Annotated in this window: 19 protein-coding genes and 1 tRNA gene; 10 read left to right on the top strand and 10 right to left on the bottom strand. The window is 72.7% G+C overall.

The genetic code is table 11. The features are described 5' to 3' along the window. Positions 1–3: 3 nt before the first annotated feature. From ABD067_RS07610 to ABD067_RS07600, 3 genes are all read left to right on the top strand, one after another. Positions 4–3,000 (top strand): bifunctional [glutamine synthetase] adenylyltransferase/[glutamine synthetase]-adenylyl-L-tyrosine phosphorylase, encoded by a 2,997-nt coding sequence (locus ABD067_RS07610; protein WP_343894616.1) that lies wholly within the window; start codon positions 4–6, stop codon positions 2,998–3,000. Beyond that, the gene (gene bcp, locus ABD067_RS07605) at positions 2,997–3,479 is read left to right on the top strand and encodes a thioredoxin-dependent thiol peroxidase (protein ID WP_343894615.1); all 483 of its coding nucleotides are present in this window, start codon (positions 2,997–2,999) and stop codon (positions 3,477–3,479) included. The genes ABD067_RS07610 and bcp overlap by 4 nt, the downstream gene beginning before the upstream one ends. 66 nt (positions 3,480–3,545) lie before the next feature. Beyond that, positions 3,546–4,133, top strand: coding sequence for a hypothetical protein (locus ABD067_RS07600; RefSeq protein ID WP_343894614.1), 588 nt, complete (start codon positions 3,546–3,548; stop codon positions 4,131–4,133). 22 nt (positions 4,134–4,155) lie between these two features. Here ABD067_RS07600 and ABD067_RS07595 read toward each other — a convergent pair whose 3' ends face one another. Together ABD067_RS07595 and ABD067_RS07590 are read right to left on the bottom strand one after the other, a co-directional pair. Continuing rightward, complete coding sequence (locus tag ABD067_RS07595) at positions 4,156–4,482, bottom strand: hypothetical protein (protein ID WP_343894613.1); 327 nt, start codon at positions 4,480–4,482, stop codon at positions 4,156–4,158. 31 nt (positions 4,483–4,513) lie between these two features. Continuing rightward, positions 4,514–4,810 carry a BolA family protein gene (locus ABD067_RS07590; RefSeq protein ID WP_343894612.1) on the bottom strand — a complete coding sequence of 99 codons (297 nt, stop codon included), beginning with the start codon at positions 4,808–4,810 and terminating at the stop codon, positions 4,514–4,516. 249 nt (positions 4,811–5,059) lie between these two features. On the opposite strand from ABD067_RS07590, the gene ABD067_RS07585 reads away from it, so the two are divergent. The 5 genes from ABD067_RS07585 (at position 5,060) to ABD067_RS07565 (ending at position 10,229) form a co-directional block, all read left to right on the top strand. Further along, entirely contained in the window at positions 5,060–5,533 is a 474-nt protein-coding gene (locus ABD067_RS07585) for a J domain-containing protein (protein ID WP_343894734.1), read from the top strand. A 97-nt stretch (positions 5,534–5,630) separates the two neighbouring features. Then, positions 5,631–6,638, top strand: a complete 1,008-nt coding sequence (gene cobS / locus ABD067_RS07580) for a cobaltochelatase subunit CobS (RefSeq protein WP_343894611.1) — start codon at positions 5,631–5,633, stop codon at positions 6,636–6,638. A gap of 13 nt (positions 6,639–6,651) precedes the next feature. Next, positions 6,652–8,526: a cobaltochelatase subunit CobT gene (gene cobT, locus ABD067_RS07575; protein ID WP_343894610.1), complete on the top strand. Its 1,875-nt coding sequence runs from the start codon at positions 6,652–6,654 to the stop codon at positions 8,524–8,526. A 164-nt stretch (positions 8,527–8,690) separates the two neighbouring features. After that, a complete protein-coding gene (locus ABD067_RS07570) occupies positions 8,691–9,689 on the top strand; it encodes an esterase-like activity of phytase family protein (RefSeq protein WP_343894609.1) in 999 nt (332 codons plus the stop codon). Between the two features lie 225 nt (positions 9,690–9,914). Continuing rightward, the gene (locus ABD067_RS07565; RefSeq protein ID WP_343894608.1) at positions 9,915–10,229 is read left to right on the top strand and encodes a hypothetical protein; all 315 of its coding nucleotides are present in this window, start codon (positions 9,915–9,917) and stop codon (positions 10,227–10,229) included. Between the two features lie 62 nt (positions 10,230–10,291). Here the strand turns inward: ABD067_RS07565 and ABD067_RS07560 are convergent. From ABD067_RS07560 to ABD067_RS07540, 5 genes are all read right to left on the bottom strand, one after another. After that, positions 10,292–10,382 (bottom strand) — tRNA-Ser (locus ABD067_RS07560). A gap of 55 nt (positions 10,383–10,437) precedes the next feature. Next, the gene (locus tag ABD067_RS07555; protein WP_343894607.1) at positions 10,438–10,713 is read right to left on the bottom strand and encodes an acylphosphatase; all 276 of its coding nucleotides are present in this window, start codon (positions 10,711–10,713) and stop codon (positions 10,438–10,440) included. Then, positions 10,710–11,420, bottom strand: a complete 711-nt coding sequence (locus ABD067_RS07550; protein ID WP_343894606.1) for an ATP12 family chaperone protein — start codon at positions 11,418–11,420, stop codon at positions 10,710–10,712. The genes ABD067_RS07555 and ABD067_RS07550 overlap by 4 nt, the downstream gene beginning before the upstream one ends. A 6-nt stretch (positions 11,421–11,426) precedes the next feature. After that, positions 11,427–14,078: an AsmA family protein gene (locus ABD067_RS07545; protein ID WP_343894605.1), complete on the bottom strand. Its 2,652-nt coding sequence runs from the start codon at positions 14,076–14,078 to the stop codon at positions 11,427–11,429. A gap of 30 nt (positions 14,079–14,108) precedes the next feature. Beyond that, on the bottom strand, positions 14,109–15,113 hold the full coding sequence (locus tag ABD067_RS07540) for an RluA family pseudouridine synthase (RefSeq protein ID WP_408871521.1): 1,005 nt from the start codon (positions 15,111–15,113) through the stop codon (positions 14,109–14,111). A 136-nt stretch (positions 15,114–15,249) separates the two neighbouring features. On the opposite strand from ABD067_RS07540, the gene ABD067_RS07535 reads away from it, so the two are divergent. Next, a complete protein-coding gene (locus tag ABD067_RS07535; protein WP_343894603.1) occupies positions 15,250–16,893 on the top strand; it encodes a DUF4214 domain-containing protein in 1,644 nt (547 codons plus the stop codon). A gap of 98 nt (positions 16,894–16,991) precedes the next feature. Beyond that, positions 16,992–17,483 (top strand): septal ring lytic transglycosylase RlpA family protein, encoded by a 492-nt coding sequence (locus ABD067_RS07530; RefSeq protein ID WP_343894602.1) that lies wholly within the window; start codon positions 16,992–16,994, stop codon positions 17,481–17,483. Here ABD067_RS07530 and ABD067_RS07525 read toward each other — a convergent pair. The 3 genes from ABD067_RS07525 to ABD067_RS07515 are packed head-to-tail and all read right to left on the bottom strand — an operon-like array spanning position 17,480 to position 20,373. After that, positions 17,480–17,845, bottom strand: coding sequence for a fluoride efflux transporter FluC (locus ABD067_RS07525; RefSeq protein WP_343894601.1), 366 nt, complete (start codon positions 17,843–17,845; stop codon positions 17,480–17,482). The two genes, ABD067_RS07530 and ABD067_RS07525, sit on opposite strands and share 4 nt — an antisense overlap. Further along, the gene (locus ABD067_RS07520; protein WP_408871518.1) at positions 17,842–19,206 is read right to left on the bottom strand and encodes a replication-associated recombination protein A; all 1,365 of its coding nucleotides are present in this window, start codon (positions 19,204–19,206) and stop codon (positions 17,842–17,844) included. Before ABD067_RS07520 ends, ABD067_RS07525 begins: the two co-directional genes overlap by 4 nt. Positions 19,207–19,215: 9 nt before the next feature. After that, on the bottom strand, positions 19,216–20,373 hold the full coding sequence (locus tag ABD067_RS07515) for an NADH:flavin oxidoreductase/NADH oxidase (RefSeq protein WP_343894600.1): 1,158 nt from the start codon (positions 20,371–20,373) through the stop codon (positions 19,216–19,218). Positions 20,374–20,460: the final 87 nt, after the last annotated feature.

Genomic DNA, 20,460 nt, shown 5'->3' with positions numbered 1-20,460 from the left:
CCGATGACGATGCCCGAAGACCGCCGAAGCCGGCCTCCCCAACCCCATGACCGCGACGCGGCGGAGCGCCTCCTGGCGCGCTTCGGCGCGTGCTCCGAGGAAGCTCGGCGCTTCGCCGCCGACCCAGGAGGCGCGGCGCTGCTCGCGGCGCTGGGCGGCAACAGCCCTTATTTGTCCGATGTGGCGCTGCGGGAGCCCGCGGTGCTGCTCGACGCCGCAGCCGGACGCGGCCCCGACGCGGCCTTGGCCGCCGCCCTCGGGGCGCTGCGCGCCGCCGATCCGGTGAACGGGCGCGACGCGGTGGCGAACGCGCTGCGCCTGGCCAAGCGGCGCGTCGCGCTGGTGGCCGCCGTGGCGGACGTCGGGGGCCTCTGGCCACTGGGCAAGGTGACGGGCGCGCTGTCGGACCTGGCGGACGCGGCGATCGGCCTCGCCTGCGCGCACCTCCTCGGCGCCGCGGTCCGCCGCGGCGAGTTGCGCGCGTGGTTCGATGGCGGCGGGCCCGGTCGGTGCGAAGGCGCGCTCCGGGGCAGCGGCCTGGCCGTGCTCGGCATGGGGAAGCTCGGCGCGCGGGAGCTGAACTACTCCTCCGATGTCGACCTCTTGCTGCTCTACGACCCCGACGCCGCAACCTACCACAGCGACCGCGCCGGCGCCTGCTACGTCCGGATCGCGCGCGAGTTGGTGCGGCTCCTGGAGGAACGCACCGCGGAAGGGTACGTTTTCCGCACCGACCTGCGCCTCCGCCCCGATCCGGCGGCCACGCCGCTGGCCGTCTCGCTGGGCGCCGCCGTGTCCTACTACGAGTCGGTGGGCCAGAATTGGGAACGGGCCGCGATGATCAAGGCGCGCCCGGTGGCCGGCGACCTCGCGCTCGGCGAGCATTTCCTGCGGGAGATCCGGCCCTTCATCTGGCGCCGGCACCTCGACTTCGCCGCCATCGCCGACATCCATTCCATCAAGCGCCAGATCCACGCCCACAAGGCGGCGCGGGGGGCGGGCGAGGTGGCCGCGGTCGCCGGGCACGACGTGAAGCTCGGCCGCGGCGGCATCCGCGAAATCGAGTTCACCACCCAGGTGCTGCAACTGATCTGGGGCGGCCGAGACCCGGCGCTGCGCGAGCCCACGACCCTCGGCGCGCTGCGCGCCTTGACGGCCGCCGGGCGGCTGGAGGCGGGCGCCGCTTCCGCCCTTTCGGACGCGTACGTCTTTCTGCGCGACCTGGAGCACCGTCTCCAGATGGTGGCGGACCGGCAAACGCACCGCCTGCCCGAGGACGGGGCGGGGTTGGCCCGCATCGCCGCCTTCATGGGCTTCGACGGGGCGGAGGCTTTCGGCGCCGCGTTGCTCGGCCACTTCGAACGGGTGCAGGCGGCCTACGCCGGGCTGTTCGAGGACGCGCCCGCCCTGTCCGGCGCCGCGGCGGCGGAGGTGCGGGACGCGGGCGGCAACCTCGTCTTCACCGGGGCCGAGGACGATCCGGACACCATCGCGACGCTGCGCCGCATGGGCTTCCGCGACCCGGGCTCGGTGGGCGCCATGATCCGGAGCTGGCACCACGGCCGGCCGCGCGCCACGCGGAGCCAAAGGGCGCGCGAACTGCTGACGGAGTTGATGCCCGCGCTGCTCGCGGCCTTCGCCCGACAGATGAATCCCGACGCGGCGCTGGTGCGGTTCGGGACCATGCTGGACCGGCTGCCGGCCGGCGTGCAGGTGCTGAGCTTGTTCTACCGGAATCCGGCGCTGCTGGATCGAGTGGCAGGCATCCTCGGCGCGGCGCCGGCCCTCGCCGACCACCTCGCGCGCAACCCGGCCGCGCTGGACGGGCTCTTGGCCGGCGCCGGGCCGAACGGCCCCGACCCGGCCGCCGCATTGCGCGCGCTGGTGGCGGACGCGCGCCATCTCGACGAGGCGCTGGAGGCCGCGCGGCGCATCGTCACGGAGCGGCGCTTCGAGATCGACGCGGCGGCGTTGGAAGGCGCGCTGGACGCCGACGCCGCGGGCGGGATGCGGGCCGACTTGGCGGACGCCGCCGTCGAGTCGCTGCTCCCTTGGGTCGAGGCGGACTTCGCCAAGCGCTTCGGGACGGTGCCGGGCGGCGCGCTGGCGGTGGTGGCGATGGGCAAGCTCGGCGGGCGGGAGATGCTGCCCGCCTCGGACCTCGACCTTGTGCTGGTCTACGACCACGATCCGGAAGCGACGGCCAGCGAGGGGGGGCGGCGGTCGCTCGCGCCGTCCGAGTATTTCATCCGCCTCGCGCCGCAAGTGGTCGCGGCTCTCACGGCGCCGGGGGCGGAAGGCCGCCTGTGGGAGGTCGACATGCGGCTGCGGCCGTCCGGCAACAAAGGGCCGGTCGCCGTCGGAGTCGCCGCCTTCGAGCGCTACCACCGCGAGGAGGCCTGGACCTGGGAACGCATGGCGCTGACCCGGGCGCGCGTGATCGCCGGGCCGCCGGCACTGCGCCGCCGGATCGCCGGAGCGCTGGCGGCCGCCGTGGCGCGGCCGGCCGATGCGGCGCTCGCCGACGCCGCGTCGATGCGCGCGCGGATGCTGCGCGACCTTCCGCCCGAAGGAGCTTGGGACGTGAAGGCGATGCCGGGCGGCTTGGTCGAGGTAGAGTTCATCGCCCAGGCGTTGCAAGTCCGCCACGGGACGGCGGCGCCGGGCGTTCTTTCCCCCACCACGAGGGACGCGCTGGCGCGTCTCGGCGCGGCGGGGCTGCTGCCGGAAGGGGAGGCGGCGGCGCTGGTCGCGGCCGACCGGCTGTGGCGCGAGGTCATCGGTCTGATCCGCTTGACGGCGGGCCGTGCCCGCGACGCGACCCTGCCCGCGCCGGCGGCGGCGGCGCTGCTGCGGATAGCCGGGCCGCTGCTCGACCCGCCTCCGGTTGACCTGCCTGGATTGCGCGCGCAGATGCACAACACCGCGCGCACGGTGCGCGCGATCTTCGAGCGGCGCGTGGGCGCGCTACCGTCCGGCGCGGAGGGGGAGCAGCGATGAGCGAGGGCGGACCCAAGGAGGGCGATCCGGCGCCGGACTTCGCCATGAAGGCGAGCGGCGGGCGCGAGGTGAGCCTCCGGTCGCTGAAGGGCAGCCCCTTTCTGCTCTACTTCTATCCCAAGGCCGACACGCCCGGCTGCACCAAACAGGCTTGCGGCATCCAGGAAGCCCTGCCGCGGCTCGGGCGCTTGGGTTTGGCGGTCATCGGCGTTTCTCCCGACGCCCTTCCGCCAATTGAGAAGTTCGCGTCGAAGTTCGGCCTGGAGTTCCCCCTCGCCTCCGACGCCGACCACTCCGTCGCGGAGCGCTACGGCGTGTGGGTGGAGAAATCCATGTACGGCAAGAAGTACATGGGCGTGGAGCGGAGCAGCTTTCTCGTGGACGCCGAAGGCAAGGTCGCCCGCGTCTGGCGCAAGGTGAAACCCGAGGCGCACGCGGCGGAGGCGCTCAAGGCGGCGGAGGCCCTGGCCGAACACTGAACGGTGGCGCGCGGGGCAGGCGGCCGGTGGCTGTGGCACTTGCCGCTCCTCGCGGCAGTCGCCTTTTTGCGGCCGGCATCCGCGGCGGGGCTGTTCTTCCCCGACATCGACCAGTTGTTCCTGTCGGTGCTCGGGCACCGCTCGGTGGTGACACACAGTGTCCTGCTGCCGTTGCTCGCCCTGGCGGCGGCGCCTCCGGTGCTCGCGCGGTTGCCGCGGTGGGTGGGCCCCGGCGCACGGGCCGCGGCGGAGCGCAGCGCCGCGTGGTTCATGGCTTGGTTCCTGCTCGGCTTGGCCATCCACCTGATGGCCGACGCGGTGCCGCTGGGCTGCCGCGGCTACGCCCTCGCCAAGCTGCCGGCCCTTCCGCCGGTGTCGCGGCCGTCCAGCCTCGCTTGCGGGGCATCGCTGCTCTGGTACGCAGCGAACGCGGTGGTCGCTTTGGCGCTGTGCGAATGGCTGCTGCGCCGGGAAGGCGAGGCCGTCACTGCGGCGCGTTACCTGGCCTCGGGCGTGGTGCTGGCCGTCTATGTTCTGGTGAACGAGCGGCGGCCGATCCTGTTGCCGGTGCTCGCGCTCGCCTGGGGCGCGGCGGCGCTGGTCGCGCGCTACGCCGTACTGGCCCTGGCGCGCCGGGGCAGCGGCGGCGGATGACGGCGCGGCGGGGCAGGCGGCGTCAGGACGTCCTGTCGTTCCTCGTGCCGTCCGGAGGCGGGGCGAGGCGGTCGTAGTCCTCCGTCCCCAGGTCGCGGCCGAATTGCCCCTTGTCCGCCGGCAACTCGCCCCGATCGCCGTCACCGGCCGGCGCGAAGCCGGGATCGTCCGCCAACAAAGGCGGCCCCTCGCCCTTCCCGATCGGCAAGGCGCGTTCCGCGGTGCAGGAGCACACCACGCTGCCGTCCGGCAACGGGTTCGGCATCGTCGTTTCCTCGCAGAACGGGCACTGGATCGGGTCGGTCCGGATGACGTCAGACCGGGGGATCGGGGACTCGCCGTCGCTCATGCGGGCTCCAAAGCGCGGCGGCGCCGCGGGTTCAATCCGCGCCCGCTTCGCCCGGCGCCAGCAACCGCAGGGACAGCGCGTGCAGCCCGGTGCCGAACTCGGCCCCCAATGCGGCATGGACGGCGCGGGACCGGGACAGCCGGTCGAGCCCGCCGAAGGCGGGGCTGACCATCCGCACGGAATAGTGCGTCTCGCCTTCCGGGCGCGCCCCGGTGTGGCCGGCGTGCCGGTGGCTGTCGTCCACCACGTCGACAACGGCGGCGGGGAAAGCGGCGAGCAGGGCGCCGCGGATGCGCTCGGCCCGGTTGGGCAGGGACGGGTCCGTCATGGCGCCACCTTACATGCCGGGCCGCGCGCCCGACACTCCACAACGGGGCCCATTCGCCTTGCGCCCCCGGCGGCCCGCACCCATAAATCATCCATGCCCCGCCGTGGCGCGAACGCCCGACCGCCACAGGCGGACCCCGATGTCCCGCCGCGCCCTTGCGACCGGCCGGGCTGCCCCGCGCCGGGCGAGTTCAGGGCGCCGCGATCGACGACGAAGCTGAACGAGTATTTCTGGTTTTGCTTGCCGCATGTGCGCGAGTACAACGCTTCTTGGGACTATTACAAAGGCATGTCGCCGCAGGAGATCGAGGCCAACCTGCGGAACGACAGTGGGTGGCACCGCCCGACTTGGCCGCTCGGGCGCCTCGGCGCGGCTCGGGTCCTCGGGCCGGAGACGCTCCGCGACCCGCTGGGCGTGCTGAACGGGACGTCGTCGCACGCGCGCCGGCGGCAGGCGTCGGCGGAGAAGGCCGCCGCGCCGCCCCTCGAACTGCGCGCGGCGCTGGACGTTCTCGGCCTCGACTGGCCGGTGGACCATTCGGCGATGCGCAACCGCTACAAGGAGTTGGCGAAGCGCTTCCACCCCGATCTGAACAACGGCGACCGCGGCGCGGAGGAGAAGCTGAAGGATGTCAACCGCGCGTACAGCCTGCTCCGCAAGCGCCTCGGCGCCCCACGGCCGGCGACGGCCGCGGCGCACGAAGGGGCATCCGCGACGCCCTGACGCCTGGGGCGAACCGGCCGTGGAGCACTTGGCGCACGGGTAGCCGCCGCCGCCGCCCTGCCCTAGAACTCCCCACAAGACACACGAGCGGATGCCGATGAACAAGGTCGCAACCCTCGCCGAGATCCGCCCCACCTCGGCGATCGATACCCCAGACACCACCGTGGATGCGCGACAGGTCTTCGGCCTCGACGTGGACCTGCAGGTGCCGGCCTTCTCCACGCGCACGGAGCACGTGCCGGAGTTGGACACCGCGTACCGCTTCGACCGCGAGACCACGCTGGCCATCCTCGCGGGCTTCGCCTTCAATCGTCGCGTGATGATCCAGGGCTACCATGGCACGGGCAAGTCCACCCATATCGAGCAGGTGGCGGCACGGATCAATTGGCCTTGCATCCGCGTCAACCTCGACAGCCACATCAGCCGCATCGACCTTATAGGCAAGGATGCCATCGTCCTCAAGGACGGCAAGCAGGTGACGGAGTTCCGCGAGGGCATCCTGCCCTGGGCGCTCCAGCATCCCTGCGCGCTCGTGTTCGACGAGTACGACGCCGGCCGCCCGGACGTGATGTTCGTGATCCAGCGCGTGCTGGAGGTGGAGGGTCGCCTTACGCTGCTCGACCAGAACCGCGTGATCCGGCCGCACCCCCAATTCCGGCTGTTCTCCACCGCGAACACGGTGGGCCTCGGCGACACCACCGGTCTTTACCACGGCACGCAGCAGATAAATCAGGGCCAGATGGACCGCTGGAACGTGGTGGCCACGCTCAACTACCTGCCGCACGCGCAGGAAACGGAGATCGTGCTGGCCAAGCTGCGCGCCGAGGGCGACGCGAAGATGAAGAAGCAGGTGGAGGCGATGGTGGCGCTGGCCGACCTGACCCGCGCCGGCTTCATCGCCGGCGACATCTCCACCGTGATGTCCCCGCGCACCGTCATCACCTGGGCGGAGAACACCCGCATCTTCCGCGACGTCGGCTTCGCCTTCCGCCTCACCTTCCTCAACAAGTGCGACGAGGCGGAGCGGGCCACGGTGGCGGAGTATTACCAGCGCTGCTTCAACGAGGAGCTCCCCTCGGGCGCGCTGCTCAAGAAGGCGGGGTGAGCGCGGGAAAGCGATGAGCAGCGGCAAGCAGGACCTCACCCGCCAGGAGGAATTCAAGCGCGCCACCGCGGGCACCCTGCGCGCGGTGGCGCACGCCAACGCCGAGGTGCAGGTGGCCTTCCAGCCCGGCCCCGGAGGCGTGTCCGGTAAGCGCGTGCGCTTGCCCTTGCCGACGCGCACGCTGCCGCCGGCCGAGATGGCGAAGCTGCGCGGCGCGGCCGACGCCGCCGCCCTCCGCCTACGACACCATTCCGAAGCCGTCCACGCCGCCCGGACGCCCGCCCGCCGCGAGGCCAAGGAGGTGTTCGACGCGCTGGAGGACGTGCGCGTGGAGGCCGTGGGCAGCCGCCACATGGCCGGCGTCGCGGCAAACCTCCGCGCCCGCCTCTCGGACGCCTGCGAGGCCGAGGGCTACGACCGCATGACCCGCAAGGATCAGTTGCCGTTGCCCGCGGCGCTGTCCCTGCTGGCACGCGAGCGCATCAGCGGTGAGACGGCGCCCGAGGCGGCGCACCGCGTTCTAGACCTTTGGCGCGACACCCTGGGCGAGAAGGCCGAAGTGGCGCTGGCCGAGATGGCCGGCAACACGGAAAGCCAGGAGGGCTTCGCCCGCGCCGCCCGCCGGTTGCTCGCCGCGCTCGACCTCGCCGAAGCGGAGGTGGAGGCCGAGGCGGAGGACCAGGAGGACGGCGAGGAGCAGGGCGAGAACACGCCGCAGCAGGACCAGTCCGGCGAAGGCGAAGCCCAGGCGCAGGACCAGGAGAGCATGCTCGGCGCCCAGCCGGAAGCGATGCAGGGCGAGGCCGCCGAGGAGGAGGTCGAGGAGACCGAGGAGGAAGGCGCCGCCGCCGAGGGCGACGACCGCCCAGGCGGCCCGCAGCAGCGCCGCGAGGTGCCGCAAACCGACGACGGCAGCCGCTACCGCGCCTTCACCACGCAGTTCGACGAGGTGGTGGAAGCCGACGCCCTCTGCGACCCGGAGGAGCTGGCGCGCCTTCGCCAGCAGCTCGACCAGCAGCTCTCGCACCTCCAAGGCGTGGTGTCGAAGCTCGCCAACCGCTTGCAGCGGCGCCTTCTGGCGCAGCAGCAGCGGGCCTGGGAGTTCGACCTTGAGGAAGGGCTGCTCGACGTGGCCCGCCTCGCGCGCGTGGTCGCCAACCCGATGCACTCGCTGTCCTACAAGCGGGAGCGTGAGGCGGACTTCCGGGACACGGTCGTCAGCCTGCTGATCGACAACTCCGGCTCCATGCGCGGCCGGCCGATCACCGTCGCCGCCATGTGCTCCGACATCCTCGCCCGAACCCTCGAGCGCTGCGCGGTGAAGACCGAGATCCTCGGCTTCACCACCCGTGCTTGGAAAGGCGGGCTGTCCCGCGAGCGCTGGGTGCAGGAAGGCAAGCCGCGCAACCCGGGCCGGCTCAACGACCTACGCCACGTGGTGTACAAGGCAGCGGATTCGCCCTGGCGGCGGGCGCGCAAGAATCTCGGGCTGATGCTCCGCGAGGGGCTGCTGAAGGAGAACATCGACGGCGAAGCGCTGGATTGGGCCTACAAGCGCCTCCGCGCCCGGCCGGAGCACCGGCGCATCCTCATGGTAATTTCGGACGGCGCTCCGGTGGACGACAGCACCCTGAGCGTCAACCCGGGCAACTACCTGGAACGGCACCTCCGCAAGGTGATCACCGACATCGAAGGCCGGGGCGATGTGGAATTGATCGCCATCGGCATCGGCCATGACGTCACCCGCTACTACCGGCGCGCCGTCACCATCGTGGACGCCGAGGAGCTGGGCGGGACCATGATGAAGAAGCTGGCCGAGCTGTTCGACGAGGACGCGGCGGAAGCTTGGCACCGCGCCGCCGCCGAACGGGCCCCCTTGGTGGCCTGAACCGGCGCCGCGGCCGCCTATCCGCGCGCTTGCGGAAGCGCGCGGAAAACGATATTGAAGCGGCATGATTTCGCCCCGATGGTTGGGCCGCCCGTCGGCTCGCTCCGGTGGGGCCGGGCCGCGCCGCGTCAGCGCCCCTTCCCGCACCTGAGCGGCCCGTCGCCTTGCTCCGCCGTTCCCTGCTCACCGGGTCGTCCGGGCTTCTCGCGCTGGTGTCCTGCGGAGCCGGCGGGGAGTCCGAGCACGAGCCCGCGCGGGACAGGCCGCGGCCTTGGTCGCAGCCGGCGCGGCCGGTGCAGGTGCCTGCCCTGCCCCAAGGCCATCGGTTGGAGTTGCTGGGCGGCCTCGAACTCGACGGCGGCGCCATAGGCTTCGGCGGTTTTTCCGGCCTTCACCTCGACGACGACCTCCGGTTGACGGCGGTGAGCGACTTGGCGCGGTGGATGTCGGCGCGCTTGGTGTTGCGGGAGGACGGGCGCCCGGCCGGTCTCGCGGACCTGCGCACCGGCCGGTTGCGGGACGGAGCGGGCAAGCAGTTGTCGCGGGGTTACGCCGGCGACGCCGAGGGTCTGGCGCGTCTGCCGGACGGGTCGTGGCTGGTGGCCTTCGAACGCTGGCACCGCCTCCGAGCCTTCCGCGGCCTCAACGGCCCGGGCGCCTATGTCGAAGCGCCGCCGGGCCTGGACCGGGCGCCCTTCAACGGCGGCGTCGAAGCGCTTGCGGTGCTGGCCGATGGCGCTTTGCTGCTCGTCACCGAAGCCATGCAGGGCGGCGCCGACCCGCGGCTGCGCCGGGCTTGGCTCGGCGGCCCTGGCGCCTGGAAGCCGGTCTTCTACCGGGCGGCCGAAGGGTTCGACCCAGCCGACGCCGCGGCCTTGCCGGACGGCGGTGCTCTTATCCTCGAACGGCGTTTCTCCTTGTTCGGCGGGTTCGGGGGCCGGGTGGTTCGGTTGGCCGCCGCCCAACTCCGGGGTACGCCGCCAGCGACCGTGCTGGAGGGCGAGGAGATTCTGAGTTTGTCTTCGCCCTTGCCCACCGAGAACTACGAGGCGGTGTCGGTCGCCCGGCACCGCGGGCGGACCCTCCTCGCGGTGCTGGCGGACGACAACGAAAACATGCTCCAACGGAGCCTGTTGCTGCTCTTCGCCTGCGCGGGGGCTTGACGACGGCACCGTTTCGCATACAAATCGGCAATGCCGCATTGCGATGCCAAGCGTGTGATCGAGACATACCCTCGTTTATGAAAACCGTCTGCACTTAATCTGACGTCCATCAACGGCAGGATAGCCGTAACTTGGGAAGGAACCGTTCCTATGCTCCAGCACGCCCGCCCCCAGACTACGCCCGGTAGCGCCGCCCCCCCGGGTGTGGTGGGCGCAGACGGTGCCGTGCTCCAGCGGATCGAAGCCCGGCACGGACACGCCATCGGCGCGCTGACCGAAGCGTTGTCGGAGCACAGGCTCGCTTGGCACGCGGCGCGCGAGGACGGCGATTTCGGCCGCATCCTGCAAGCCGAGTTGCGCTACGCCGAAGCGGCGGCCGATGTCGCCCGCGCGTTGCGCGCCCGCGGCGAACCCGATGACGCGGTGGACGCCTACCTGCGCGCCAAGCGCTGCGAGATCGACGCTTGGGCGCCGTTTGCCCTGCCCTCGCTCCGCCGCTGGGGCGTGTTTGCCGGCGCGCGGCCGATGGCGCGCCGCTAGCCGGGCTCGGTTTCGATTGGCATGGATCGCCGGAGGCGGGGGTGCGCCGTTCCGGCGCCCAATGGCGGATGGGGTGGGATTCGAACCCACGATACGCTTTTGACGTATACGCACTTTCCAGGCGCGCGCCTTCGACCGCTCGGCCACCCATCCTTCGAGGCGGCGGACCATAGTCAACCGGCCGGTGCCGGGCAACCGCCGACGCGGGCTACAAGCTTGGCAAGCGCCGGAAACCGGGTTCCGCCGGCGCCTCGGCGAAGCTCTCCGTTATGCGGTCCACGCGCGCCGAGGCCGGGCCGCGGCGGCACAGGGTGAGCAGTTCCTGCACCGCGGCCGCGTCGCCCGCCACCACCGCCTCGACGCTGCCGTCGCGGCGGTTGCGGACCCAGCCGTAGAGGCCGAGGCGCGACGCCTCCTGCACCAGCCAATCGCGGTAGCCGACCCCGTGGACTCGCCCTTCGATCCGCAGGTGGCGCGCGTTCATGCGGCGCCGCGCGCCAGCGCCAGCAGCCGCGCCGCCTGCTCGACATCCGCCGCGACGCGCGCCCGCCGCGCCTCGGCCTCGGCGTCCGTGCCCCAGAACCGCTCTTGAAAGATTTCGTCAAGGGTGGCCAAGCGCAGCGCTTCGGCCGCCTCCAAGCGGCAATCCACCACCGCGAGCCCTAGCACCAGACTGCCGAAGGCGGGCACCAGCACGCCGAGCGCTGCCAGGTCGAGCGCCCCCAGCGCCGAAACGGCGCGGCGCAGCGCCGCCAGCGCGTCGGGGCCCTGGGCCACCGGCATCAGGCCAGCGGTGACACGCAGCAAGGCGTCGTGCCGCCGCGCCGCCCAATCCAGCAGGGGCTGCCACTCCTCGGCCTGGATGGCGGCGAGGCGGGGGTCGTCCGCGAAGTAGCAGAGCAGGTCGGTTTCGGCGTAGCGGGCCAAGGCCTCCGCCACCGGCGCCGGGTCGGGCGCGATCCGCTCCTGCGCCGTTCCGGCCAACCGGGTCAGCGGCACATCGTTGAACGACATCTCGCCGCCTTTGGCTCCGCCCGCGGCGTCCCACTCGGCGGCGACCGCCTCCGCGAGCCTCTCGCTCCACACCGTGAACGGCGCGCCGCCCGGGAGGCGTACCGGTCGGCCGTCGAGCAAAACACTGTATCCTTCAGGGCTCCTGCCCACGGTGGCCCGGTCCCAGAAACGCTTCATGCCGCCCTACCTGCCACGACCGAACAAACCGCGCAGCACCTCTTCCGCCTGCCGGGGCAGATCGCGGGGGGCGCCGCCGGGCGATGATGGGGCGGGCGCCGGCTGCGCGGCGGGCGCCGGGCGGGAGGACGGCATGGCGCCGGCGCGGCCGCCGCGCGCCGCCGCGAGTTGGGACACGCAGTCGGGCAAGGCCGGGCCGCCCGCGGCGCCCCCGCCGCCCAGGGTGCCGGCCAAGGCCTGGAGGTCGCGGTCCGGTGTGCGTTGCAGCGACAGCAGCGCGCCGAGCCCGGCGGCCGCCGCCGCTTCGGGTGAAACGCCGAACCGCGGCGCCGCCAGGGTGCCGGCCACGTTCACCGGCGCCCGCACCGACACGCCGCCCAAGCGCAGGTCGGGCAGCAACCTCACCGCCAGCGTCTCGTCCCGCAGGTTGACCACTCCCTCCCCGCCCAAGCGACCGAGCGCCGTTTCCAGCAACAGCGCCCGCAGGCGCGCGGCGCCGTTCTCCGCTTGCACCCGCAACGCCCCGCAATGGAGGGGGACCCGGTCGCCGGTGCCAGCCTGCGAGACGAGGGCGCGGCGCAATTCGGCCGGAAGGCCTTGCAGCAGCGCGGCGTCGAACGCGCCGTCCACCAAGGCCAGGCCGAGGTGGCCCGACAGCCCGCCTGCCACCGCCCGCAGATCGCGCCCGGCCCCGCGCAGGTCGGCATCGAGGTCGAAGCGCCCGGAAACGCGCGGCGGCGCCCGCAAGGCGGCGAGCAGGGCCGCCAAGTCCAGGCCCGCCCCCTGCGCCGACGCCTGCAAGGCCGGAGGGTCCACAGTGCTGTCGGCGCTTCCGCGCACCAAGAGCTGTTGCCCGCCGGGCAGGGTGGCGAGGAAGGGGTCGAGCCGCCCGCGGCCGTCCTCCACGGCGACGGCGACCAGCACCTGCTGCAGGGGCATGCCGCCCGCCACCAACTCCTCGAAGCTCCAGCGGAGGTTGCCCTGCACGAGCCGCAGCGCATCCAGCGGCAAGGCCGTGTCGGGAATCAGGCGGCCGTCGTTCCGCGCCTGCGGAGCCGCGGCGGGGGCGCCGGCCCCGGGCGCGGGCGCCGCAGGCGGCGGAAGCAGCGCGTCCAAGTCGAAGCGGCGCGAGGCCAGTTCGCCCAACGGCCCTTGGCGCTGGCCGATCGCGTAGGTCACGTCGCCCGCCGCGTCGCCGGCGGAGGAGGCGAAGCGCAGCCCCCGCAGGAAAACCCCAGCCGCGAAGCCGGGGCCGCGTTCGGCCACGCGCGTGTCCAGCGACAAGTCGCGCAAGGCCGGCAAGGGGCGCCCGACCAAGGGCGACAGCGCCGCCAAGTCCGGCACGCGGAGGGCTAGTTCCAGGTCGATGCCCGTCGGCCCGCCGGAGATGTCGGCGACGCGCCCCTTCAAAGACCCGGTGGCTGCGCCGGCGCCGAAGCCGAGGTCGACCGGCCAGGGCTCCGGCGGTGTGCCGGCCAACAAGGCACGCGGCGCGCCGAGGCTGCCGGAAGCCCGGAGGGGGAGGTCTCCGATCGCGGCTTGGCCCTCCAAAGCGAAAGCCGCGTCGTCACGCGGCGCGCTCACGCGCAACGCCGAAAGCCGCAATCCCGGCCACAGCCAGGACAGGTCGTTGGCGCCGATGGACACGCGCAGATCGGCGAAGCGCGGAAGCCTGCCGGCCGCCTCCGAAGGCGGATCGGCCAGCGTCGCGGCGACGTCGATGTCGCGGAGCGGCGGTGTCGGCAGGTTGGGCAACGCCGCGGCGAAGCGCGAAATGTCAGGCACCTTCGCCGCCACGGAAACGCGCCACCCGCGCCCGCGCAAGGGCTGCTCGACGAAGCCTTCCACCCGCGCGTCCGCGCCCCCGACGGCGGCTGCCACCCGCACCGGCCAAGGCGAAGCCGCGCCGGCGCCGAACAACCGCGCCGGCCCTCCCGCCTCGCCTTCAAGCGTGATGGGCAGTCCGTCGAGCGTCGCCACTCCCTGGAACCGCAACAGGCCGTCCGAGCCCGTGACGGCTTCCGTGCCGAAGCTCTCGATCGCCAGGTCGCGCGTGCGGCCTGTCACGCCGTCGCGGTAGACCACGCGGCCCTCCGTCACCGTAACGCGCTCCACCGACACAGGGGGCGGTCGGGGCGCGGGCGCCGCCTCCTCCCGTTCCGACGCGCCGGGCGGGGCAGCCGGGGCGTCGGCAGTCGCGGACGAGGCCGGCTCGGCGCCCGTTTGGGCGAAGGCCCAGTTCGGCCGGCCCTCGGCGTCCGTTTCCAGCAGGATGTCGGGCGCCCGGAGCACCACCCGTCGCAGCTCCAGCCGGCGGGACAGCAGCGGCAGCAGCGCGAACTCCGCCTCCACCCGGTCCACCCGTGCCATCTCCGGGCGCGAGCCGCCGAGCATGTTGGCGAGCGACACGTCTTCCAGCGTCACCGTCGGGACGAGGGAGAACTTCAGGCCGACCGGCCCGGACAGGGTCAACCGCCGCCCAGTCGCCGCCTCCACCGCCGCGGCGATGCGCGGCTTCTGCGCTTCCGGGTCGAACAGCGCGACGGCGACACCCACCGCGACCGCGCCCAACACGAGCAACAAGGCCGGGATGATCAGCAACCAACGGAGCGGGCGGCGACTCCGGGGACGGGATGCGGCGTCGGCGGCGGTGGCCATGCGGTCCTCCCGGGCGTGCGGCGTCGGCCCTTAGCGCCGCGGCCCCGGCGAAAGGTGCCGCGGCTTCGGGGTACGCGGCGCCTCGAAGCCGAAAAAGGCGAAGCTGTCGCGCATATGGGGCGGCGGCGGCGCCGCCACCTCCAGCCCCCCCCCGTTCGGGTGCGGCAGCCGCAGCGCACGGGCGTGCAGGTGCAGCTTGCCCGAGACCCGCTCCATGTGCGCGCTGGCCCCGCCGTATTTGCCGTCGCCCAGGATGGGGCAGCCGAGCCCCTCGGCGCAGTGGACGCGGAGTTGGTGGGTGCGCCCGGTCAGCGGCCGCAGTTCCAGCCAAGCCACGCGCGCCTTGACTGTGTCGAGCACGCGGAAGTCGGTGATGGCGCGGGTGCCCTCCTCCAGGTCGTCCACCGCGCGCACGCGCTCGTGGCCCCGCGGGCCGCCGAGCTTTGCGAGCGCCAGATCGATCCGGCCCTCCGGCGCCTCCGGCCGGCCCATGACCAGCGCCCAATAGGTCTTCTCCACTTCGCGCCCGCGGAAGGCGGAGGCCAGGCGGGACGCGACGGCGGCGCTCCGCGCGAGCACCAGCACACCGGAAGTGTCCCGGTCGAGCCGGTGGACCAGCCGCGGCCGCTCCTCCGCGTCGAACCGGAACGCGTCCAGCATCGAGTCCACGCTGCGGCTGATGCCGGGGCCGCCTTGCACCGGCAGGCCGTGCGGCTTGTCCAGCACCAGCACGGCGTCGTCCCGGTGGATGATCCTGGCCGCGAGGTCGCGGGCGGCGTTCTCGTCCTCGGGCGATGGCCGGCGGCGCTCGCCTTCGTCGGACGGCGGCGCCTCGGGCAAGGGCGGGATGCGCACCTCCTGGCCCGGTTCCAGGCGCATCCCGGCGTCCGCGCGCTTGCCGTTTACCCGGACTTGACCGGTCCGGAGCATCTTCTGGAGTGCGCCTTGGGTCAGGCGCGGGAAGTGCCTGCGGAACCAACGGTCAAGGCGTGTTTCCGCCTCGTCCTGCGCGACTGTCCGGTGCTCGATGGCCATGCCCGGGGAGATGTAGCCCCGGCGGCGCGGGGCCGCCATGCCGCAGCATGCCGGCACCAAACCCAAGAGAACGTGAAACGATACGTCGGCGCCACTCGCGCTATGGACCCGGAACTTTGTGGGAGGGAACGGAATCGTGGCGGTCATCACCGGCAACGGCAGGCTTTTGGGGACGGAAAACGGCGACGAGATCACTGGCGGCAACGTAAGCGACACCTTGCTGGGCGGCGGCGGCAACGACACGCTGAACGGGGGCCTCGACGCCGATTTCGCAGAATACTCCACCTCCCCCGCCCCTATCGAGGCGCTGCTCTCGGCTGGCACCGTGAGCCGGGACGGCACCGGCGGCACCGACACGCTCATCGGCATCGAAGGCGTCATCGGCTCCCTCACCGACGACGTCATCGTCGGCAGCGCGGAGCCCAACGTGCTACTCGGCCTCGCGGGCGCCGACACCATCAACGGCGGCGGCGGCGACGACCTGCTACGGGGCAACAGCGGCAACGACCAGATCACCGGAGGCGGGGGCATCGACACCGCCTTCTATGGCGGCGACCGCGCCGATTACACGATCGCCGCGATCGGCGGCGGCTTCGTCGTGACCGACACCGCCCCGGGCGGCGAGGATGACGGTTCCGACACCGTGGTCGAGGTCGAGTACTTTTCCTTCAACGACGTCCTGTTCGCGGCCGAGGAGGTGCTGAACCCCGCCGCCAACCGCCCGACGGCGGGTGACGACTCGCTCTTCGGCGGCGCCCGCACCGACCGGATCGATGCCCTCGGAGGCAACGACACCGTGTACGCAGGCGCCGGCGACGACGCGGTGATCGGCGGCCCCGGCGACGACGCGTTGGACGGCGGCGCCGGGTTCGACACGGCGCTGTTCGGCGACGCCGGCTTCCGCGGCGCCACTCCCCGGCAAGCCGACCCCGGTCTCATCCTGACCACCGCCGCGGGCACGGACACGCTCGCCGGCTTCGAGGAGGCCCGCTTCGCCGACGGCCGCTTGGTCCTGAACACGGCTGACCCTGCGGCGCGCGTGGCGCGGCTGTACGAGGCGGCGCTGGACCGCCTGCCCGATCAAGCCGGCCTCAACTTCTGGATCGCGGCGTTGCAAAACGGCGAGCCGCTCGCCTCGCTGGCCTCCGGCTTCCTGGCGTCGCCGGAGTTCCAGGCCCGCTTCGGTGGCGCCACCGCCGGCAACGACGCCTTCGTGGACCGCCTCTACCTCAACGTGCTCGGCCGCGCAGGCGAGCCGGACGGCCGGGCATTCTGGGTGGGCACGCTCGACGGCGGCGCCGGCAACCGCGCCGAGGTGCTCGCCGCCTTCTCCGAGAGCGCGGAAAACCAAGCGGGCACCGCGGCGCTGGTGCAGAACGGCATTTGGGACCGCAACGAAGCAGCGGCGCAGGTGGCGCGCATGTACGACACTGTGTTCGGCCGCCTGCCCGACGCCCCGGGCCTGGTCGGCTGGAGAGACGTGTTGGAGGCCGGCCGCGCGACGCTAGCCCAGGTTGCCGATGCCTTCGCCGGCAGCGCCGAGTTCCAAGCCCGCTACGGCGCGCTCGACAACCGCGGCTTCGCCAACGCGCTGTACGTGAACACGCTGGATCGGCCGGCCGACCAAGCCGGGCTAGACTTCTGGACGGGGGCGCTCGACGCCGGCGCGGCCCGCTCGACGGTGGTTCTGGCCTTCTCCGAAAGCGCTGAGCACGTCAACCTCACGGCGAACAGCATCCAAAGCGAAAATGCGAACGAGTTCGGCATCTTGTTCGCGTGAGCTTCTACCTGCCCTCAACGTAGCGGGAGCTAGCGGACAAGCAGGGAAACTTGCCCGCTGCCCCAGGCGCTCCCATCGCGCAACAGCGATGGGAGAATATGTTGAAGTCCTTCAATTTTGCCGCTGCCGTAACGGTGCTGGGCTTGGGGTTGGGGCTCGCTGCGTGCGACCGCATGCCGATCCCCCAGGCCGAAGCGTCCCCCAAGCAGCAGCAACAGGAGGCGAAGCAGAAGCCCGAACCGCGTCCTCACGAAGGCGAAGCTTCGTACTACGGTTCGCAGTTCAACGGCCGGAAAATGGCCAACGGCGAACGGTTCAATCCTAACAGCAACTCCGCCGCGCACCGCACCTTGCCGCTGGGCACCACCGCCAAGGTGACGAACCTTGAGAACGGGCGCAGCGTCACCGTGAAGGTCGAAGATCGCGGTCCGTACGCCCGCGGCCGCGTCATAGACCTGAGCCCGCGCAACGCCGAAGAGCTTGGCATGAAGAAGGCCGGCACGGCGCCGGTGCGTGTGACGCCGGTGGAGGTGCCGGAACGCGACGCGCGTTCGGGCCGCGGCGGCGAAAGCCGGCAGGCGCAGCGCTAGATCCCGCTCCGGGTGGCGGCGAGGCCATGGCCCGCCGCAAATCCGGCGAACCCTGCCCCGAGACTGGCCGCCACATACAGGACGGCCAACCACGGGGCGCGTTGCCAAAGCGTCATCGTCTCCAGGGAAAATGCGCTGAAGGTGGTGAATCCGCCGAGCAGTCCGGTGACGAGCAGCAGCCGCGCGTCCCCTTGCACGCCGAGCGACGCCAAGGCGCCGATGGCCGTGCTGCCTGCCGCGTTCACCGCCAACGTCCCCCAAGGAAAGCCGGCGCCGAGCGTCGCCACGGCCGCGGCCGATATCGAGTAGCGCAGGATCGAACCCGCCGCGCCGCCCAGCGCCACGAGAAGCAGGCCCTTCAACCGCTCCGGTCCCCCTTCCTCGCGCGCAGCTCCGCCCACCGTTCGAGCCTTTCGCGCGCGGCCGCTTCCGCGCCGCGGTCAGTCGGCCGGTAGAAGCGCCGGCGCTCCATGCCGTCCGGGAAGTAGTCCTGGCCTGAGAAGCCCTCTTCCTCGTCGTGGTCGTAGGCGTAGCCGCGCCCGTAGCCGAGGTCGCGCATCAGCCCGGTCGGCGCGTTCAGGATGTGGGCGGGCGGCATCAGGCTGCCGGTCTCACGGGCCGCGGCTTGCGCTTCCTTCCAGGCGACGTAGGCGGCGTTCGACTTGGGCGCCGTGGCGAGGTGGATGACGAGCTGCGCCAGCGCCAACTCGCCTTCCGGCGAGCCCAGCCGTTCATGGGCCTCCCAAGCGGCGAGCGCGAAAGGCAGCGCCCTCGGGTCGGCGAGGCCGATGTCCTCCACGGCCGCGCGGGTCAGGCGCCGGGCGAGGAAACGCGGGTCCTCGCCGCCGCCCAGCATCCGCGCGAGCCAGTAGAGCGCCGCGTCCGGGTCGCTGCCGCGCAGCGACTTGTGCAGCGCGGAGATCAGGTTGTGGTGCTCCTCGCGATCCCGGTCGTAAAGGGCCGCGCGGCGCGACAACACCCCCGCCAGCCCCGCGGGAGAGAGGGGCGCCCGGCCCTCCGGCAGCGCGAGCAACTGCTCCGCCATGTTGAGCAGATAGCGTCCGTCGCCGTCCGCCATCGCCCGCAGCGCCGGCCGCGCCGCCTCGTCCAGCGGCAGCGCGCGGCCCGCTTCGGCTTCGGCGCGGGCCAGCAGCGTCTCCAGCGCCGCGTCGTCCAACCGGCGCAGCACCAGCACTTGGCAGCGCGACAGCAGCGCGCCGTTGAGCGCGAAGGACGGGTTCTCGGTGGTGGCGCCGACCAGCGTGACCGTGCCGTCCTCCACCACCGGCAGGAAGCCGTCCTGCTGCGCGCGGTTGAAGCGGTGGATCTCGTCCACCAGCAGCAGCGTCCCCTGCCCCGCCCGCTTGCGGAGCCGCGCCTCGTCGAAGGCGCGCTTGAGGTCCGCGACGCCGGAGAACACCGCCGACAAGGACACGAAAACCAGCCCCGCCCGCGCCGCCAGCAGCCGGGCGATGGTGGTTTTCCCCACCCCCGGCGGCCCCCAAAGGATGAGCGACGCGAGGCTGCCGCCCGCCAGCATCCGCGACAGCGCGCCCTCCGGCCCGACCAAGTGGTCCTGGCCCGCGACCTCCTCCAGAGCGCGCGGCCGCAGCCGGTCGGCGAGCGGACGGGGTCCGGCGTCCGCTGCCGCCGAGGGAGGCGGATCGCCGGGCGGCGGGCCGAACAGGTCGGCGTCGTCAGAAGCGGGGCGGCGTGCGGGCACGGCGGCGGCTCAGGCGTCCGAGCGTTCGCGGTAGGTCGAGGGCGTCAGGTCCCGCACCTGCCGCGCCCGCTTCTCCAGCCAATAGGCTTGCGGCGGCGGCACCAGGGCGAAGCGCGGGTCGGCGCCGAGCTTCTGCGCCGCGTCCATCGGCCAGTTCGGGTTGTAGAGCAGCTCCCGCGCCAGGGCGATCAGGTCGGCCTCGCCGCGCTGGAGGACGCCCTCGGCTTGGTCGGCGTGGACGATGAGGCCGACCGCCATGGTGGCGATCCCGGCCTCCCGCTTGATCCGCGCCGCGTAGGGCACTTGGTAGCCGTAGCCGATGGGGCCGGCGCCGACCACCGGCGCGCCGCGCATCCCGCCGGAAGAGCAGTCGATCACGTCAACGCCCTTCGGCCGCACCAGCTTCGCCAATTCCACGCTCTCCACCGGCCCCCAACCCGCGTCGTCCTCCACGGAAAGGCGCAGGAACAGCGGCTTGTTCGCCGGCCAATGGGCGCGCACCGCCTCCACGATCTCGACGCAGAACCGCATCCGGTTCAGGTCGGTGCCGCCGTAGTCGTCATTGCGGCGGTTGGAGAAGGGCGACAGGAACTCATGCACGAGGTAGCCGTGCGCGCCGTGGATCTCCAGCACCTCGAAGCCCGCTTCGTGGGCGCGGCGCGCGGCCTGCCCGAAGCGTTCCACCAGCGCCGGTATCTCGTCGCGCGAAAGGGCGCGCGGCAGCGGATCGGACTCCGGCGCGGCGAGCGCGCTCGGCGCCACCAATTCCCAATCGTCCCAGTCGTCGATCTCCGGCGTCCGCTCCAGCGGCCCGCCGCCTTCCCAGGGCCGGAACCGCCGCGCCTTGCGCCCGGAGTGGCCGAGTTGGATGCCCGGCACCGCGGCGTGCGCGCGGATGAAGGCGACGCAACGGGCGAGGCCGGGGATGAAGGCGTCGTCCCACAGGCCGAGGTCGCCGAGAGTCCCGCAGCCGCGCCGCTCCACCTTGGTGGACTCCATGATGACCAGCCCCGCCCCGCCCGCGGCGTAGCGGCCGGCGTTCATCAGGTGCCAATCGGTGGCGAAGCCGCGCTGCGCCGCGTACTGGTGCATCGGCGCCACCACCACGCGGTTCTTGAGCACGGTGTCGCGCAGCGTCGCGGGCGTGAACAGCATCGGCTCGGCCATGCGGGGCGGTCCCTGGATCGTTGCGCCCACCCTACAGCGCCGGGCGCCGCCGGGAACCCCGCCCGCCGGCCCGGCTTGGAAGGCCGG

The sequence above is a fragment of the Craurococcus roseus genome (assembly GCF_039523795.1).
Classification (GTDB): Bacteria; Pseudomonadota; Alphaproteobacteria; order Acetobacterales; family Acetobacteraceae; genus Craurococcus; species Craurococcus roseus.
This window is presented reverse-complemented; position numbering and strand designations above follow the sequence as displayed.